The organism is Pseudescherichia sp. AS216, from assembly GCF_037152055.1.
Classification (GTDB): Bacteria; Pseudomonadota; Gammaproteobacteria; order Enterobacterales; family Enterobacteriaceae; genus Pseudescherichia.
Map to the genome: position 1 here is coordinate 80,664 of NZ_JBBCMV010000004.1, position 16,684 is coordinate 97,347.

Sequence of the window (16,684 nt, forward strand, 5' to 3'; positions counted from 1 at the left end):
TGGTAGTTTATAAGGCTGGATGCAGCAGGTTGAACAGAATTTATTCGCCCTAAGCCACATAACGGGAAGTAATGTGAAATATCTACTCATTTTCTTACTGGTGTTAGCAATCTTTGTCGTTTCCGTCACTCTGGGTGCGCAAAACGATCAGCAGGTGACCTTCAATTACCTGTTGGCGCAGGGGGAGTATCGTATCTCTACGCTGCTGGCGATTCTGTTCGCCGCTGGCTTTGCTATCGGCTGGCTGATCTGTGGTCTCTTCTGGCTGTGCGTGCGGGTCTCTCTGGCGCGGGCAGAGCGGAAGATTAAGCGTCTCGAACAGCAAATCGCCCCTGCAACGACTGCTCCTGCAACGGCTGTCCCTGCTGCGCCTGCAACAACTGCGCCTGCCACCCATAGCGTTCCGGTAACGACCGCAACGACGCCGGTCGTCAAGGAATAACAGGCTATGCTGGAGCTGTTGTTTCTGCTGTTACCCGTGGCAGCCGCCTACGGCTGGTACATGGGACGCAGAAGTGCGCAACAAACAAAGCAGGATGAGGCCAACCGGCTGTCGCGTGACTACGTGGCTGGCGTCAACTTCCTGCTGAGTAACCAACAGGATAAGGCGGTAGATCTGTTCCTCGACATGCTCAAAGAGGATACCGGCACCGTTGAGGCGCATCTCACCCTGGGGAACCTGTTTCGCTCCCGGGGCGAGGTGGATCGCGCTATCCGCATCCATCAGACCCTGATGGAGAGCGCCTCTCTCTCCTATGACCAGCGCCTTCTGGCGGTTCAGCAGCTGGGCCGCGACTATATGGCTGCGGGCATGTACGATCGCGCCGAAGATATGTTTAATCAGCTGGTGGACGAAACCGATTTTCGCATCGGGGCGCTACAGCAGCTTCTGCAGATCTATCAGGCCACCAGCGAGTGGCAGAAGGCGATCGACGTGGCCGAGCGTCTGGTTAAGCTGGGTAAAGATAAACAGCGCGGCGAAATTGCCCATTTTTACTGTGAGCTTGCATTGCAGCAGATGGGTAACGATGACATGGACCGCGCGATGGTGCTGCTGAAAAAAGGCGCTGCCGCCGATCGCACCAGCCCCCGGGTCTCTATCATGATTGGCCGCGTGCTGATTGCCAAAGGCGATTACGCCAAAGCGATGGAGAGCCTGCTGCGGGTAATCGATCAGGATAAAGAGCTGGTCAGCGAAACCCTGGAGATGTTGCAGACCTGCTACCTCCAGCTCGGGAAAAACGACGAGTGGGCAGAATTTCTTACCCGCTGCGTTGAGGAGAACGTGGGTGCGACCGCCGATCTGATGCTGGCTGAAATTATCGACCAGCGTGAAGGGCAGGATCAGGCGCAGGTCACCGTCACGCGTCAGCTCCAGCGTCACCCCACGATGCGCGTTTTCCATAAGCTGATGGATTACCACCTGCACGATGCCGAAGAGGGACGGGCGAAAGAGAGCCTGATGGCGCTGCGTGACATGGTCGGGGAGCAGATCCGCAGCAAGCCGCGCTACCGCTGTCAGAAGTGCGGTTTTACGGCCTACACTATGTACTGGCACTGTCCTTCCTGTCGGGCATGGTCAACGGTGAAGCCAATTCGCGGTCTCGACGGCCAGTAATTTAAAAAAAAGCCCACTTTAGTTACAACATCCTTTAATGGATTCATATTCCAGCTCGCACCGTGCCGAATCAGTCAGGCAGCAGAAAATACACCCTGTCAATTTCCTCCGCACGCAGTTAGAATGCTGCCCGTTTATCCTTTTGCGCCCGCGCGTGCTCATCAACAAGAAGGTCTGGTCATGACGTCTACTGCTTCATCTTCTTCCACATCTCTGTGCCACTCTCCCGTTGTGGTTGCTCTCGATTACGCCAGTCGCGATCGCGCTCTTGAGTTTGTCGATCGCATCGCTCCCAGCGACTGCCGCCTGAAGGTAGGCAAAGAGATGTTTACCCGTTTTGGGCCGCAGTTCGTGCGCGAGCTTCACCAGCGCGGCTTCGATGTGTTTCTCGATCTGAAGTTTCATGATATTCCCAATACCGCAGCCCATGCGGTGGCCGCGGCGGCCGATCTTGGTGTCTGGATGGTCAACGTTCACGCCTCCGGTGGTGCACGTATGATGAACGCCGCCCGCGAGGCGCTGGTGCCGTTTGGCAAGGACGCACCGCTGCTCATTGCCGTAACGGTTTTGACTAGCATGGAGGCCAGCGATCTGCTCGATCTGGGCATCAGCAGCACGCCTGCTGAGCACGCCGAGCGCCTGGCGCGCCTGACGAGGGAGTGCGGCCTGGATGGTGTTGTCTGCTCTGCGCAGGAGGCGGTGCGCTTCAAGAGCGAGCTGGGGCAGGCGTTTAAGCTGGTGACGCCAGGGATCCGTCCTCAAGGCAGCGAAGTGGGCGATCAGCGGCGGATTATGACGCCGCAGCAGGCGCTGGCGGCAGGCGTTGATTATATGGTAATTGGTCGTCCGGTTACCCAGTCTGCCGATCCAGCCCAGACCCTCAGCGAAATTAATGCCTCCCTGAAGCTGGAGGCATAATGAAGGACAGTAACAGCCGTTTAGTCTACTCCACCGAAACCGGGCGTATCGATGAACCTAAAGCTGCACCTGAGCGGCCAAAAGGCGATGGCATCGTGCGCATTCAAAAGCAAACCAGCGGGCGTAAAGGTAAGGGTGTCTGCCTGATTACCGGCGTAGAGGGCGACGATGAGGCGCTAAATAAGCTTGCTGCGGAGCTGAAGAAGAAGTGTGGCTGTGGCGGATCGGTGAAAGAGGGCGTCATTGAAATTCAGGGTGACAAGCGCGATCTGCTTAAAACGCTGCTGGAAGCCAAAGGCATGAAGGTCAAGCTGGCGGGCGGCTAACAGATAAATAAAAAGCCACGGCGATTGCTGTGGCTTTTTATTACGTTATTCAGATCTGCAAGAAAGTATTACGGCGTTATCAGAACGCGTTTTCAATCCTTGAAAGACCTGCTACGTCATATTATTAGTCCACCTGGTGACCAATAATACCACCCACCGCCGCGCCACCCAGGGTACCCAAGGTGCTGCCGTCGGTCAGGACAGAGCCACCGATCGCACCTGCGCCGGCACCGATAGCGGTGTTACGGTCGCGTTTAGACCAGTTGGAACAGGCGCTCAGAGACATTGCCAGTGTAACAGCCAGTACGACAGTTGCTGCTTTTTTGCTTGATAACATCATAATACTTTCTCCTGAAATTTCGATTCACGGAAAGAAATCTCTTTAAGTATAGTGTGGTTATGACACTCTAAAGTCTTTTTCCGTAAATTATGTTACACAGTTGTTACTGATAACCACGCTCAACTGAAGCGAGGCGGTAGTTACATCCTGTTATATCGCTGAACATAATTTTACTTCTTGCCTGTTGAACAGACAGGTAAAAAGTCTTAATTGAATCGTCAGAAAAGTCTCATAGATGAGGGAGATAGCCCACTTTCATGGGCTAAAAGCGTTAGCGCGTGCGGGGAGATTTAACAATATCGACATGCACGCCAGCCTGCTCCAGCTCGCGCTGCGTGGCTGCGTTAAGCTTGTCATCGGTGATCACCCTGTTAAAAGGGTGGTGCTGTCCAAGCGGGTAGGGATGAACTACACCAAATTTTGAGCTGTCGGTGAGAATAATGGCCTCACAGCCCTTTTCCAGCACGGCGTTCACGACGTCAGCGCGCATCATATCCCGGCCGGTAAAGCCGGTATCAGGCTGCCAGCCATCAATACCAATAAACGCCTTGCTGAAGTGTACCTGAGCAATATACTGGCGCGTCAGCGGCCCCACCATACTCTCGCTTTTCTTCTGATAGATGCCGCCGAGCAGGATCACTTCGCAGGAGGTCTCTTTAAGCAGATGAGCAATATAGCTGCTCACCGTGATTATAGTGATATCTTTCTGCTCAGCGAGGGTGCGTGCCAGTAGCGCATTGCTGCTGCCATTTTCAATAAATATCGTTTCACCGGGCTCCACCGTGGAGGCGGCAAATTCTGCCAGTTCGCGCTTCAGGGCAAAATTATTGAGCATGCGGGTTTCAACATCGTCGCTTTCCAGCGGGACCGCATAGCCATGGGTGCGGCGCAAATAGCTCTGCTTTTCCAGCGTATTCAAATCCTGACGGATGGTCACTTCCGATACGCCGGTTGTTTTAGCCAGATCGGTCACGCTGACCCGGCCTTTATCAATTACCATCTGCAAAATAATTTGTTGTCGGGAATTCATTGCGATTAAATTTCCCACGGCGTTTTAGGCAAATTTTGTCCTTGAGCCTGCTCGGCATCATTCTGCGCCAGCAGCTCTGCCTTAAGGATTTCAAGATTATGAATGGCAGAGTGGTAATCACCTGCAACCAGAATATCGAGCACGGTATCAATCCGTCCTGCCAGTTGCTTTGCGTCGATGTCAGCCATCATGTCACTCCTGATCAAAAAGGTAATAAATTTAATGATGCTAAAAATAGTGTAAAAAGAGAAGGAGAAAAAAATAAATCTCAAAAATGCATAAGCAAAGGATATTCGTCAATGGCTAACGCATTTTTCGCGTCTGGTAACGCTTGTACCAACGCTCAAAGGCGGCGGCAGGCATGGGCTTAGCAAACAGAAATCCCTGTCGTTCGTTGACGCCGTTTTTCGTCAGAAACGCATCCTCTTTGGCGCTCTCTACGCCCTCGGCAATGACCTGTAAATTTAGCGCCTGCGCCACGGCGACGATCGCCCGTACCAGCGACTGCGAAACCGGCTGCTTGTGCACGTCGCGCACAAACGACTGGTCAAGCTTGATGGCATCTATAGGGAAGCGTGCCAGCTGCGACAGCGACGAGTAGCCGGTACCAAAGTCGTCGAGATGCACCTGCGCGCCGAGGGCGCTAAACTGCTCAATCACCGACAGGGCTACCTCTTCGTTTTCAATCAGGCAGCTTTCGGTTAGCTCAACGTCAATCGGGCTATATTCAAAATGGAGATCGCTAAGCGCCTGTCTGAGATCGCTGAACAGGGTCTGGTCAGCTAACTGGCGTGCGGAGAGGTTCACCGCAACGCGTATGTTTAGCCCCTTGTCGCGCCATTTGGCAATCTGCTGCAGCACGTCCAGCATCACCCATCGCCCCAGCGGGACAATCAGGCCCGACTCCTCGGCATAGGAGATAAACTCCGTCGGGGCGATAAGGCCGCGCTCCGGCGATTGCCAGCGTACCAGCGCCTCCAGGCTGCGGATCTCGCCGCGCCAGGTTACCTTGGGCTGGTAGTAGATCACCAGCTGATTATCATCCAGCGCCTTGCGCAGGTTAGTATCGAGCCACAGATACTCAAAGACGCGCTGGTTCATCTCTGGTGTAAAGACACAAAACTTACCCCGGCCGTTCTCTTTGGCGGTATACATGGCGGTATCGGCGTTGCGGATGACAGTCTCCCGATCCTTGCCGTGCTGGGGGGCCAGCGAAATGCCCAGCGAGCAACCCGAGTAGACCTCGATAAGCCCGATGCGGAAGGGCTGGCGCAGCCGGTTTAAGATGCGGGATGCCATCGCCTCCAGTGCGCTCTGCGAGGTTTTAGTCGCCAGCACGATAAACTCGTCGCCGCCCAGCCTTGCCAGCACCTGGCCTTCGTCCAGGCAGCTTAAAATAGCCAGCGCCACCGCCTGCAACAGCTGGTCGCCAAACATATGGCCGTAGGCGTCGTTGACCTTTTTAAAATTATCGAGATCGAGATAGACGATACCCACCTGGCTATCGCCCCGTTTCGCAATGGCGTCGCTCGTCAGCTCGTTGATGGCATTGCGGTTAGGCAGGCCGGTGACAATGTCGGTATTGGCCAGCACGCGCAGACGCTCCTGGGCGCGGCGCTCTTCGGTAATATCGGTGCCGGAGCAGATAAGATATATTTCGTTTTTACCGCTGCCGCTGTGGACAAATTTATTGCGGAAGAGAAACAGCCGCTGTCCTTTACGGGTTTTAATCCAGCGTTCAACTTCGTACGAACTACCGCTCTGAAAAAAATTAGCGATGTTACGCCGCGCCGCGACGGCTTCTCTGGCGCTCATAAATAATTTAAAAACGTTCTGGCCAATAACCTCTGTTTCGCGCAGCCCGGTATATTCCTCACATAGCCGATTAAAGCGCTGAATATTGCCGTGGCGATCGAGAATAACAATTGCCGAGTGGGCTTCCGACACCACCTGTTCAGCAAAGGAGAGGCCCTGGACTAAATCCTGCGCTATGGGAGAGGTATCACTCCAGGAGGAGGCGGTACCTGTCCACTCAGTTTTACCGGTTTTTCTGCCAACCAGATGCAGGGTCACCTCGCGGTCTAACAGCGGCAAGGTGGTCGTTACGCTGGAGGTAATTACCGTCATCGCCCGGATCTGCTCGGCTTGCTCATCGTTAAGCGTTATTGTCTGGCTGGCTTCGGCATTTTCACTGGTGGCAAGATGTAGCGTATTGCTGTCAGCAGAGAGTCGCCAAAAGGGGCTATTTAAGCCCAGATAGCGGAACAGCCCCTTTTGATCCAAATCCTCTTTCATGTTTCCTCCTGTCCCACCCGACGCGCTACGTTCACCCATTTTAAAATCGACAACGTTAAGATCGACAAAGCCGCAAGCTTAATAACGGAACACACTGTTTTTACAGGCGATATTATAATATTTCTTCGTCAGCTAAAAAGCAGAATTAGTGAATATTTATTACAGGCAGGGAAGGGTAAAATGCTGTCGGCCGCGTATATTACGAGGCCGACAGGGCAGGGAGATAATTAGGCCAGCGGGCGGGCAATAACGCTGCGCGTCTCCATGCGTACTTCAGCGATAGTGACATCAATCACATCGCTAACTTTATACACGGTTTCGCCTTTAATCGTTACCGTGCCGCTCTCCTGACTACACACCATCTCATCGCGCACGGCATGCAGGAACGGAGCTGGAATAAACGCGACCGCGCCGTTATCCACCAGACGCACGCGCATACCGCCGCGGCTGATATCGATAATTTCTGCGGCAAAGCGGGTATCGGTGCCGGCTTTGTCTTTCAGGAAGCGCGCATACAGCCAGTCGCCAACGTCACGCTCCGCCATACGGTTGAGACGGCGACGTTCAGCCATTTGCACCGTGGCGTCATCCTGCGGACGAGCAATGGTTTCGTTCTTGATAATCGCCTTCAGCAGGCGATGGTTGATCATATCGCCATACTTACGGATAGGTGAGGTCCAGGTCGCGTAGGCATCCAGACCCAGACCGAAGTGAGGACCCGGCTCGGTGCTGATTTCAGCAAAGGACTGGAAGCGGCGGATACGGCTATCAAGGAAACCTGACGGCTGAGCGTCAAGCTCCCGGCGAAGCTTGCAGAAGCCTTCGAGGGTCAGCACCTCTTCGGCGTCGACGTGCATGCCGTGCGTTTTCAGCAGCGCGGCCAGCGCTTCGCCATTCGCCGGATCGATCCCGAGGTGAATGTTGTAGATCCCGAAGCCCAGCTTAGCGCGCAGCACGCGTGCCGCACAGATGTTGGCGGAGATCATTGACTCCTCCACAATGCGGTTAGCAATGCGGCGCGGCTCGGCCACGATATTCAGCACCTCGCCTTTTTCACCCAGCACAAAGCGGTAGTCCGGACGATCCTTAAACACCAGCGCGTGCTGGGTACGCCACTCGCTGCGGCTCAGGCAGACGCGGTGCAGGAGGCGGATCTGGTTGGCAATCGCCTCTGACGGCGGCTGCCAGCCCGCGTTGCCTTCCAGCCAGTCTGAGACCTCGTCATAGACCAGCTTAGCTTTGGATTCGATAGTTGCCGCGAAGAAGGTAATATCCTCTTCAATGGTGCCGTCGGCGGCAATGATCATGCGGCAGGCCAGCACGGGACGGACCTCCTGCGGACGCAGAGAGCAGAGGTCGTCTGACAGCTCGCGCGGCAGCATCGGGATGTTGAAGCCCGGCAGGTAGTTGGTGAAGGCGCGTACTTTGGCGATATCGTCCAGCTTGCTGCCCTCAGCGATCCACGCGGTGGGATCGGCAATGGCGACGGTCAGCTGCAGCTTATCGTCAGCCAGCGTTTCAACAAACAGGGCATCGTCCATATCTTCGGTGCTGGCGCTGTCGATGGTGACAAAGTCCAGGGCTGTCAGATCGACACGCTCCAGGCCTTCATCCAGCATATCGGTCGCCACACCGTTCGGTGCCTCTTTCTCCAGATTATGGCGGGCAAGGGTCACCCACCACGGAACGAAGTGGTCATCACCGAAGGTAATAAACTGCGTCAGCTCGGCGTAAAAGCCGCGATCGCCCTTCAGCGGATGGCGACGCATCTCGGCTACCGCCCAGTCGCCCTCTTTAAAATCATGCTCCACGCCGCGCATGGCCCGGCAGGGAATCGCCTCTTTCAGCAACGGATGATCCGGCACGATAGACAGACGATCGTCTTTTCTATGTACTTTACCGACAAAGCGCGACAGGAACTGCTCGACAAGCTCTTCCGGCTCGGCGGATTCACGATCTTTGTCACTGTGGATCACAGCGATCACGCGGTCACCATGCATTACCTTTTTCATTTGCGGCGGCGGAATGAAATAGCTTTTCTGGCCGTCAACTTCAAGGAAGCCAAAACCTTTTTCGGTGCCTTTAACGACGCCTTCCGCACGCGGCGTTTGGGAATGCAGTTGCTGTTTAAGCTGCGCTAGCAGCGGGTTGTCCTGGAACATAATTTTATATTTTCGTGGCCATAAGAGCGGCTGACAGTTTTACGCGATTCTGGGTGGCGCTTCAAGCGCTGTTTCGCGCTAATGCGTGTCGCCCAGCGCGATTTTAAGACGATTCAACCAGCCGCACAGGCCGCTCCACGCCAGCAGATTCACCGCCTGCTGCGGGGAAAGCCCCTGTTCAACGAGGGGAGTAAACTGGGCAGCGCTAAATCGGTCTGCCGCCCGGGTCAAAAGTTGTACCGACTGGATAACGGCCCGCGCCTGGGGATCGGCCTTGCTCCAGCTGTTTAACGCCCGTTCGCCGCTGCGCAACGCCGCGAGCGGCGCGTCGGGTAGGGCAGACGTCGCCAGAGTGTTAAAGCAGTCCAGGCTACCGTTAATCCGTGCCGTCAGCAGGGCCACCAGATCCACCAGTGCGGCATCGAGCGTGGCGCACAGCTCGCTCTGTACGATCTCCCCCAGCGCATTGAGCAAAGGGGGCTCGTGGGCCAGCACCGGAGCCAGCACCCTCAGGGCCGGCAGCGGCTGCCACTGGGCCAGCGCTTTCAGCTGGGCGGGGCTGGCAAAGTGTGGCTCGACGCTCGCAAGGCCTGGCGTCCAGCGGCTCTCAGAACGACTAAAAGGCTCTGCGGCAGCGTCCTGCTGCACATCCATGCCAGGCAGCCAGCGTACGGGCTGGCAGAGCAGGGCCTGAAACGCCGCAATGACCCGCGCCTGGAAACCAATGAAGCCGATAATCTGATCCATCAGCACGATATCCCATGTCGTTAACCCGACCTCTTCAAGCTGCTCCCGCGCCCGGGCGTCGATCACCTCGGGGGAGCTGGCGAGCTGTCTGGCGTACTGGGTGATCTGCGCCAGGCGATAGTTACTTTCCCGGGATGAGTCGGGGCCGGGCAGCGGCGCGAGGCGGGCGGCGTAGTGATTGCACAGACGCTGAACGCCGTAAACCTGGGCTACCGTGAGGGCCGTGCTCAGGCGATCGTAGGCGCTGAAGGTGCGTTGGCGGCTAACGGTGACGCTGCGGGGAAAAAGCCGGTCGTAGAGGGCGCGGGCAGGCTCCAGCCAGCCTTGACAGGGGGCGATGACATCGTCAGGCAGCACCAGATCCAGCAGAAAACGATCGGTGACGGTGGCGGCTTCGGGAACTAACGGTAGCGCTTGTGCCTGGCCGGTACTCGACTGGGTCTCATGATACCAGTGGCCTTTACCGGAAAAACGGCGTTGTTCCATGGGCTTTCCTTGATCTCAAAATGGCGATCAATATCCTGGCGTAACGCTAACGAGGGGAAAAATATTGTTAGGTGATAATAAATAGCGGAAAAGCATAAACAGCGGGGGAGACCCCTCCCAAACGGGAGGGGAAGGGAACGCTTACTTGAGTTCCAGTTCGTTCATTGCAGCGATGCTGAAACCGCCGTCAACGTGAACGACTTCACCGGAGATACCGCCGGAGAGGTTAGAGCAGAGGAAGGCCGCGGTGTTACCCACGTCTTCAATGGTAACGGTGCGACGGATCGGGGTGACCGCTTCGCAGTGCGCCAGCATTTTACGGAAGTCTTTGATCCCGGACGCGGCCAGAGTACGGATCGGACCAGCGGAGATGCCGTTCACGCGCACGCCTTCCGGACCCATCGCGTTCGCCATATAGCGCACGTTGGCTTCCAGAGAGGCTTTCGCCAGGCCCATCACGTTGTAGTTCGGAATAGCGCGCTCGGCACCCAGGTAGGAGAGGGTCAGCAGAGCAGAGTCCGGGTTCAGCATAGAGCGGCACGCTTTGGCCAGCGCAACGAAGCTGTAGGAGCTGATGTCGTGGGCAATTTTAAAGCCTTCACGGGTTACGGCGTTTACATAGTCGCCGTCCAGCTGGTCGCCCGGTGCAAAACCGATAGAGTGCACGAAGCCGTCAAACTTCGGCCAGCTTTTTGCCAGCTCAGCGAACAGGCCATCAATGCTTTCGTCTTTAGCAACGTCACATTCCAGAACGATGCTTGAACCCAGCTGCGCGGCAAACTCTTCAACACGGCCTTTCAGCTTGTCGTTCTGGTAGGTGAATGCCAGCTCAGCGCCTTCGCGATGCATAGCCTGTGCGATGCCGTATGCGATGGAGAGTTTGCTGGCAACGCCAGTCACCAGAATGCGCTTACCGGAAAGAAAACCCATAGCTCTAATCCTTATATTCATTGCTTGTTTTTTGCCTTGCAAATCATAGCTTTGCAGAAGGCATTTCAAAATCATTCGAAATTAGCTCGAAATTATATCCCACTCACTGCCCTTTGTGTCACGATATTTCTCAGACGTCTCCCTGGACTCACTTCCCAGAAGGTGTTGAGCAGACTCATTATTGCGCAATCGGGCGTGCAAACGTGCCGATAAAGTGCGCAACGCGTGAAAGGGCGGTGGGTCATTTTCCCTGATCAGTCCAGAAGGAATCCTGCCTTCGTCAAGTATATCACCCTGCACCATGTTCGCCTCATCCAACCAGAGACATAACGGCATCGCCATCATGGCACCCGTCTGAGTTTGTTCTACAAAAAGATGTGCTCTGTCTGTGCAATAATGGACATAAATCATTAGATGGAATGAAAGGTGATGGGCTTCCAATTTTGGTTCGTAGTATGTTCAATTTTCCTGACGGGCCCGCTTGCGTTTGTTCAATCGATCATCTTTTTGCGTCGAGGAATCTATACCAAAAGATTCAAGGGGAGCGATCGCAAGGAGTATATTCACAAGGAAACTAAACCTATTGAGTACTGGTTCAGCGTGATTGCTCAAATGATGGCAAGCCTTATGATGATCGGATTAGGTTTTTGCTTCCTGGATGAAATTCCCATCGTTAACCATTGGTACACTGAAATCCGCGCATCTGTTGCGGCGCTGGCTCTGTAGAAGCAGAGCCAACGGCAGCTATGAGCGAAAAGCGGATAAACTTATCAAAGCCAGCCTGTTTCATCGCATCATCACCCGTATCCTGAAGCATTAACTGTGCCCCCTCCAGGACCGTTGACTTTTCTCCTCTGCACCAGATAAACCCGAATCCAGCTTGATACTGATCAAAAAATACAGTTTTAAGCCAATGAAAAAAATAGTAATTCTTGAATGCTGACAAAACATTGGGAGAGTAGTGTTGATTATTAGACGATCGGTCAATATTATTTATTAACGACTTAATGACTGAACGGTAAATGACCAGACAGATGAGGTGAAAGTGTTTAAATCTTTACTAATCAACAAAACAGATGAACGCTACAGTGCGCAACTTGCTGAAATCGCTGAAAGTGAGCTGCCGCAGGGGGATGTGGAGGTCAATGTTGACTATTCATCCGTCAATTACAAAGACGCACTGGCTATTACCGGCCGGGGGCCTATTGTCCGTCACTTTCCAATGGTGCCTGGAATTGATTTTGCCGGTACGGTGACCGCCAGTTCTCATCCAGAATATCAGGTCGGAGATAAGGTTCTCCTGACCGGCTGGGGTGTAGGGGAAAAACACTGGGGTGGGCTGTCCGAAAAAGCACGGGTAAAAGGAGACTGGCTGACGCCGCTCCCGACTGGCGCAAACAGCAAACACGTGATGGCAATCGGAACAGCTGGCTTTACCGCGATGCTGTGTGTCGACGCGCTCCTGAATCATGGCGTTAAGCCTGAAGATGGACCGGTACTTGTTACCGGTGCCAGCGGAGGTGTCGGGAGTATTGCGGCCATGATCCTTGCGTCGATGGGTTACCGCGTAACCGCCTCTACTGGTCGCCCGGATGAAGCCGCCTGGCTCTATAAAACAGTCGGTGTAGACGAAATTATTAATCGTTCCGAGCTTTCCTGCCCCGGAAAACCGTTACAGAAAGAACGCTGGGCTGCCGCCATTGATACAGTCGGTAGCCACACGCTCTGCAATGCCTGTGCCGGGGTGCGGTACGGCAGTATTGTTGCAGCCTGCGGCATGGCACAGGGTATGGAGCTGATGGGTAATGTGGCTCCGTTTATCCTGCGTGGCATCACGCTTAAAGGGATTGACAGTGTCATGTTTGCGAAAGAAAAAAGAGCAGCGATCTGGCAGCAGGCGGTTCAGTATTTACCAGAGTCCAGACTGGATAGTCTGACCACCGTTTACCCGCTCAGTGATGCCATTAATGTGGCCGAAAAACTTCTGAGTGGCGGAATTCGCGGCCGGGCAGTAATCCAGTGTAGCTAATGAGATGGAAGCCAGGCTCAGTCTGGGTTTGATACTTGTTATTAAGGGGCCGCGGCCCCTCTTTTTACTTTTCAGCCGTCACTTCCTGCGACGGCTGATAGCGTACTGAAGTTTTGAAGTAGCTCCAGAAGTCGTACACAGGCTGGGTTGAACAATAAAGTTTGGCGCGCATTACGGCGCCTTCCCAGCCACTCCAGAAAATGGACGCCAGTTGTGTATTATTCATATCTGAGCAGATTTCGCCCGAAGATAACGCGTCGGACAGACAGGTCGCCACAAGTGCCTGCCAGCGCTCAAGTATATCCTGTAGCTGTTTAATAAAGGATAGTGGAAGCCCCGGACTCTCCTGCATCATATTGCCAACCAGACAGCCCCGGGTGAAATTGTACTTTTTAATGCCGTAGCAGGCATCGTCGATAAAATTTTCCAGGCGCATCAGTGGTGTACAGGATGAATCATGCAGATGTTTTTTGAGTTTATGCACAAAGAAACTGTCATAAGCATTCAGAACGGTCTGAGCATACTCTTCTTTGCTTTTGAAATAGTAATAAAATGAGCCTTTAGGGACACTGGCATTTTTGACAATGGCATCAACTCCCGTCGAAAGAAAACCATTCTGCGTAAGCAGTTCAAGTCCGCTACGGATCAGGTCTTTACGGGTATCTGCGTAGGTACTCTCTGTCTTTCGTGGCCTTCCCCGCCCGCGACTTTCGCCAGTCATGACTCATCTCCTGCATTTTATTAACGGAAAAGAATAAGTGATTTTGTGCGGGAGCTTCAATCAGTTTATCCATGCGGTGACGAGGTGGTCGCATATGCCGACTGGACAGTGGCATTGCCTGTTGCCAAAACGCCATCGCAGGCCGTTCAAGTAAACCTACTAATCCAGTGCAATGGCGAATTCGCTATATCTGCTTCTGGAACAAAGCGGAAATACTAACTGCGTTTAAGGTCCGCTGTGAGCGAAGAGCGGACATAAGTCACTCAACAGAAGGAATGGGATTTATCAGGATATGAGGTTTCATTGCGGTCATGAGCTCTGAGAATATCTTCTCTGAGGCTTTCTCTGAAGCGCCGCTTTGGGAGGACTGCAGGCAGGCGAAACCCGAGCGGATAATTGCGTTAACAGTCTGTCTGTTGAATGTCGTGTCAACGTTGCACTCTTCCAGATATAACTCAGTGGTTTCTTCAAGCAGTATCTCAATGATTTCAAGCTGTCGCGCCAGTAACGCGGGGGTTTTACGAATAAAGGCCTGTACCTCTCCGCCTCCGGGTTCAGCACAGTTCACCGCAAATTCATTAAGCGCGTATTTGAGGGCTTCCCAGATGTCCTCTGAAGCCAAAAGCTCTCTGAACCGGTTCAAAAAGCGGCTTTTAAAAAGATGAACAGAATCCAAAAGAACATCTTCTTTAGTAGGGAAGTATCTAAAGTAGGAACGCTTTGACATCCCCACGGCATGAGCAATCATTTCTACCGTGGTTTTTTCGTAGCCGTATTGCTGAAAAAGCTCAAATGCAGAAGCAGCAATCTGTTCTTTTATGGCCTTTCGGGCCAAAGCGCGTGTATTCATATTTTTAAATTATCTGGATTAAGGTTAGCTCAGTTCGGTACAGGTTAAGGAAAGAGTCCACCTGAACTGTCCGGTGGACTTCAGGATATCACAGGGTAAGAAGGCTCAGGTAAATTACAGCCGTTTAACCCAGATTCTGGCGAACCCATTCATCCATTTTTGTGCCCGGCCGCCCCAGTACTTTCTGAACATCATCTTTGACCACAGCCTGATAGGCCAGTCGTCCTTCGGCGGCCAGTTCCATCGTAATGGCAGCACTCTGCATGTAGTAACGGGACCCTGTATCCTCAATTGAAGAAAGATAAGACCGCTGGCCTGCCGGCTCAATTGGCTCGTATTTTATTGCCTTTCCAAGATGTCTGGACAAAATATCTGCCACTTCTGTTCCACGGAGAACTTCAACGCTCAGGTGGTAATCCTGCCCGCCATGCTTTTGCGGTCCTTCACGCAAGACCGCCGCGGCTACGGCGGCAATATCGGCAGTACAAACCCAGCCGACAGGAACGTCACCAGGATAGCCCATAAACGACCCCGTTTCTTTAACTGATGGAGTTCGGGCCAGTATCGCATCTGTGATAATGTTCGGGTGAAGGTGAGTCCAGGCTATGCCGCTTGCCTGAATGTAGGTTTCGATTAAGTCATGCCATACGAAGTGTGGCTGAATATCCCGACGGGATGTGAAAACACCCAGATGGACGATGTGTTTTACGTCCGCATCAACTGCGGCATCAACAAGTTTTTTGCTCTGATAGAGCATATCCGCCGTATATCCTGTTAGCAGAAATACCCTGTCGACGTTCGCTAAAGCTGGAGCAAACGTCTCAGGATCGTTAAGGTCCAGTGTTATTGCATTCCGCCCTTCGTTCTGCCATTTCCTGGTTGTTTCCGGTCGACTGGATGACAGTATGACCTCAACGCCATCGCTGTTTTTGTCGAATTCTGCCACTACCTTTGAACCCACAGAGCCGGTAGCTCCTAAAACTAAAACCCTCTTACCCATATTCGTGTCTCCATTAGCGTAATGTAGTTCGGCACATACATTACAGCACGTATAGTCACCAAATGCACATTATGACACCAAGTGACATTTTTAGAGATTTTACACTTTTATTGCTTAGGGGGGCCTAATGCTGTACTCCGCTAAGCAACGTCCGCTTCTGGCACTAAGCGGACATTGACAAACTGATGGCCCTCACGAGCAAACTAAACAGACCTGGAAAGGAAGCGCTGTGTTTTACCGGGCAGGGGAGTCAGAAGGTCAGGCAAATGAAGCGCGAAATGTTTTCGCCGCAGTACACCATGCGGTGGGCAGTTCAGCCGAACGTGCGGGCCAAATAAAGCCTGTTCCGCCGTGATTGCCCATCTGAAATGGGCAAATAGCACGTGTCGCCATATGTGTTAATCCGACCACCCTAAAGCGTGGCGCTAGCGGTCTTTTCGCCAGGCATCCGCCGTCAGCGCCTCGCCAAAATGGCCGGCAATCAGGCGTCGGGTCAGCTCGTGCAGCGGGGCGGCCAGCACGTCAGCAGTACTGCCACGCTCAACCACTTCGCCCTGGTGCATCACGATGACCTGGTCGCTGATGTGTTTCATCATACCGATATGCTGAGTCACGTAGATATAAGAGATACCCTGTTTCTCCTGCAATTCCAGCATCAGGTTAATTAATTGCGAACGCATCGACATATCCAGCGACGCCAGGGCTTCATCCGCGACGATCACCTTCGGACGCAGGATCAGGGCGCGGGCCAGCCCCAAACGCTGTTTCTGGCCGGGGGCAAGCATATGGGGGTAGTAGCTGACGTGATCCGGCAGCAGCCCGACCATGCGCAGGGTCTCAATCACCCGCTGACGTCGTGCCTCAGGCGGCAGATCGGTATTCAGGCGCAGCGGGAAGTCGAGGATCTGCGAGATGCGCTGGCGCGGGTTCAGCGAGGTCGAGGGATCCTGAAAAATCATGCGGATGCGCTGGCTGCGAAACGAGTAGTCGCCATAGTGCAGGGGGCTATCGTCAATCAGCAGCTCGCCGGTGGTCGGCTCGATCATGCCCGCCAGCATCTTCGCCAGCGTCGATTTACCAGAGCCATTCTCACCAATGATCGCCAGAGTCTGCTTCTCTCGCAGGGTAAAGCTCAGCGGCTTAACCGCCTCTACCGTCTGGCGGTGGAACCAGCCGGTGCGGTAGCGGAAGGTTTTACTCAGGTTGCGTACTTCCAGCAGGGTGTCGACCAT

At 53.8% G+C, this 16,684-nt stretch carries 17 protein-coding genes and 1 pseudogene; 7 read left to right on the plus strand and 11 right to left on the minus strand.

All coding sequences use genetic code 11. From position 1 onward, the window contains the following. Positions 1–73: 73 nt before the first annotated feature. The 4 genes and pseudogenes from WFN61_RS13245 to yciH form a co-directional block, all read left to right on the plus strand. Positions 74–340: pseudogene (locus WFN61_RS13245) on the plus strand (LapA family protein); the annotation flags it as partial. 108 nt (positions 341–448) lie between these two features. After that, positions 449–1,618, plus strand: coding sequence for a lipopolysaccharide assembly protein LapB (gene lapB / locus WFN61_RS13250; protein ID WP_257757821.1), 1,170 nt, complete (start codon positions 449–451; stop codon positions 1,616–1,618). 180 nt (positions 1,619–1,798) lie between these two features. Beyond that, positions 1,799–2,536 (plus strand): orotidine-5'-phosphate decarboxylase, encoded by a 738-nt coding sequence (gene pyrF, locus WFN61_RS13255; RefSeq protein WP_144814895.1) that lies wholly within the window; start codon positions 1,799–1,801, stop codon positions 2,534–2,536. Next, positions 2,536–2,862, plus strand: a complete 327-nt coding sequence (yciH, locus tag WFN61_RS13260; protein WP_042394290.1) for a stress response translation initiation inhibitor YciH — start codon at positions 2,536–2,538, stop codon at positions 2,860–2,862. Before pyrF ends, yciH begins: the two co-directional genes overlap by 1 nt. A 124-nt stretch (positions 2,863–2,986) precedes the next feature. Here the strand turns inward: yciH and osmB are convergent, their stop codons facing one another. The 7 genes from osmB to fabI form a co-directional block, all read right to left on the minus strand. Beyond that, a complete protein-coding gene (osmB, locus tag WFN61_RS13265) occupies positions 2,987–3,202 on the minus strand; it encodes an osmotically-inducible lipoprotein OsmB (protein WP_042394288.1) in 216 nt (71 codons plus the stop codon). 271 nt (positions 3,203–3,473) lie between these two features. Continuing rightward, entirely contained in the window at positions 3,474–4,232 is a 759-nt protein-coding gene (yciT, locus tag WFN61_RS13270) for a DNA-binding transcriptional regulator YciT (protein ID WP_257757819.1), read from the minus strand. A 5-nt stretch (positions 4,233–4,237) separates the two neighbouring features. After that, positions 4,238–4,420: a YciZ family protein gene (locus WFN61_RS13275; RefSeq protein ID WP_144814902.1), complete on the minus strand. Its 183-nt coding sequence runs from the start codon at positions 4,418–4,420 to the stop codon at positions 4,238–4,240. A gap of 115 nt (positions 4,421–4,535) precedes the next feature. Next, positions 4,536–6,527 carry a cyclic di-GMP phosphodiesterase gene (gene pdeR / locus WFN61_RS13280; protein ID WP_337038771.1) on the minus strand — a complete coding sequence of 664 codons (1,992 nt, stop codon included), beginning with the start codon at positions 6,525–6,527 and terminating at the stop codon, positions 4,536–4,538. A gap of 227 nt (positions 6,528–6,754) precedes the next feature. Next, the gene (locus tag WFN61_RS13285; RefSeq protein ID WP_337038772.1) at positions 6,755–8,689 is read right to left on the minus strand and encodes an exoribonuclease II; all 1,935 of its coding nucleotides are present in this window, start codon (positions 8,687–8,689) and stop codon (positions 6,755–6,757) included. Positions 8,690–8,767: 78 nt separating this feature from the next. Further along, positions 8,768–9,922: a CMD domain-containing protein gene (locus WFN61_RS13290; protein ID WP_337038773.1), complete on the minus strand. Its 1,155-nt coding sequence runs from the start codon at positions 9,920–9,922 to the stop codon at positions 8,768–8,770. Positions 9,923–10,063: 141 nt separating this feature from the next. After that, the gene (gene fabI / locus WFN61_RS13295) at positions 10,064–10,852 is read right to left on the minus strand and encodes an enoyl-ACP reductase FabI (RefSeq protein ID WP_103820043.1); all 789 of its coding nucleotides are present in this window, start codon (positions 10,850–10,852) and stop codon (positions 10,064–10,066) included. Between the two features lie 429 nt (positions 10,853–11,281). Here fabI and WFN61_RS13300 point away from each other — a divergent pair, with 429 nt between their 5' ends. After that, positions 11,282–11,578, plus strand: coding sequence for a hypothetical protein (locus WFN61_RS13300; protein WP_312282412.1), 297 nt, complete (start codon positions 11,282–11,284; stop codon positions 11,576–11,578). A gap of 319 nt (positions 11,579–11,897) precedes the next feature. Further along, positions 11,898–12,881 (plus strand): acrylyl-CoA reductase (NADPH), encoded by a 984-nt coding sequence (gene acuI / locus WFN61_RS13305; RefSeq protein ID WP_144814912.1) that lies wholly within the window; start codon positions 11,898–11,900, stop codon positions 12,879–12,881. Between the two features lie 64 nt (positions 12,882–12,945). Here the strand turns inward: acuI and acuR are convergent, their stop codons facing one another. From acuR to WFN61_RS13320, 3 genes are all read right to left on the minus strand, one after another. Continuing rightward, entirely contained in the window at positions 12,946–13,602 is a 657-nt protein-coding gene (acuR, locus tag WFN61_RS13310) for an acrylate utilization transcriptional regulator AcuR (RefSeq protein ID WP_337038774.1), read from the minus strand. Positions 13,603–13,861: 259 nt separating this feature from the next. Next, the gene (locus WFN61_RS13315; protein WP_144819292.1) at positions 13,862–14,452 is read right to left on the minus strand and encodes a TetR/AcrR family transcriptional regulator; all 591 of its coding nucleotides are present in this window, start codon (positions 14,450–14,452) and stop codon (positions 13,862–13,864) included. A 124-nt stretch (positions 14,453–14,576) separates the two neighbouring features. Beyond that, positions 14,577–15,452 carry an NmrA family NAD(P)-binding protein gene (locus WFN61_RS13320; RefSeq protein ID WP_312282390.1) on the minus strand — a complete coding sequence of 292 codons (876 nt, stop codon included), beginning with the start codon at positions 15,450–15,452 and terminating at the stop codon, positions 14,577–14,579. A gap of 185 nt (positions 15,453–15,637) precedes the next feature. On the opposite strand from WFN61_RS13320, the gene WFN61_RS20980 reads away from it, so the two are divergent. Beyond that, positions 15,638–15,790, plus strand: coding sequence for a DUF4113 domain-containing protein (locus WFN61_RS20980; protein ID WP_409455615.1), 153 nt, complete (start codon positions 15,638–15,640; stop codon positions 15,788–15,790). A gap of 87 nt (positions 15,791–15,877) precedes the next feature. Here WFN61_RS20980 and sapF read toward each other — a convergent pair whose 3' ends face one another. Then, the gene (sapF, locus tag WFN61_RS13325) at positions 15,878–16,684 is read right to left on the minus strand and encodes a peptide ABC transporter ATP-binding protein SapF (RefSeq protein WP_144814920.1); all 807 of its coding nucleotides are present in this window, start codon (positions 16,682–16,684) and stop codon (positions 15,878–15,880) included.

Excerpts from the sequence above, each read along its gene's own strand:
- lapB (WP_257757821.1), top strand. The coding sequence starts at position 449 with ATGCTGGAGCTGTTGTTTCTGCTGTTACCCGTGGCAGCCGCCTACGGC.
- pyrF (WP_144814895.1), top strand. The coding sequence starts at position 1,799 with ATGACGTCTACTGCTTCATCTTCTTCCACATCTCTGTGCCACTCTCCC.
- yciH (WP_042394290.1), top strand. The coding sequence starts at position 2,536 with ATGAAGGACAGTAACAGCCGTTTAGTCTACTCCACCGAAACCGGGCGT.
- osmB (WP_042394288.1), bottom strand. The coding sequence starts at position 3,202 with ATGATGTTATCAAGCAAAAAAGCAGCAACTGTCGTACTGGCTGTTACA.
- yciT (WP_257757819.1), bottom strand. The coding sequence starts at position 4,232 with ATGAATTCCCGACAACAAATTATTTTGCAGATGGTAATTGATAAAGGC.
- WFN61_RS13275 (WP_144814902.1), bottom strand. The coding sequence starts at position 4,420 with ATGGCTGACATCGACGCAAAGCAACTGGCAGGACGGATTGATACCGTG.
- pdeR (WP_337038771.1), bottom strand. The coding sequence starts at position 6,527 with ATGAAAGAGGATTTGGATCAAAAGGGGCTGTTCCGCTATCTGGGCTTA.
- WFN61_RS13285 (WP_337038772.1), bottom strand. The coding sequence starts at position 8,689 with ATGTTCCAGGACAACCCGCTGCTAGCGCAGCTTAAACAGCAACTGCAT.
- WFN61_RS13290 (WP_337038773.1), bottom strand. The coding sequence starts at position 9,922 with ATGGAACAACGCCGTTTTTCCGGTAAAGGCCACTGGTATCATGAGACC.
- fabI (WP_103820043.1), bottom strand. The coding sequence starts at position 10,852 with ATGGGTTTTCTTTCCGGTAAGCGCATTCTGGTGACTGGCGTTGCCAGC.
- WFN61_RS13300 (WP_312282412.1), top strand. The coding sequence starts at position 11,282 with ATGGGCTTCCAATTTTGGTTCGTAGTATGTTCAATTTTCCTGACGGGC.
- acuR (WP_337038774.1), bottom strand. The coding sequence starts at position 13,602 with ATGACTGGCGAAAGTCGCGGGCGGGGAAGGCCACGAAAGACAGAGAGT.
- WFN61_RS13315 (WP_144819292.1), bottom strand. The coding sequence starts at position 14,452 with ATGAATACACGCGCTTTGGCCCGAAAGGCCATAAAAGAACAGATTGCT.
- WFN61_RS13320 (WP_312282390.1), bottom strand. The coding sequence starts at position 15,452 with ATGGGTAAGAGGGTTTTAGTTTTAGGAGCTACCGGCTCTGTGGGTTCA.
- WFN61_RS20980 (WP_409455615.1), top strand. The coding sequence starts at position 15,638 with ATGGCCCTCACGAGCAAACTAAACAGACCTGGAAAGGAAGCGCTGTGT.
- sapF (WP_144814920.1), bottom strand. The coding sequence starts at position 16,684 with ATGGTCGACACCCTGCTGGAAGTACGCAACCTGAGTAAAACCTTCCGC.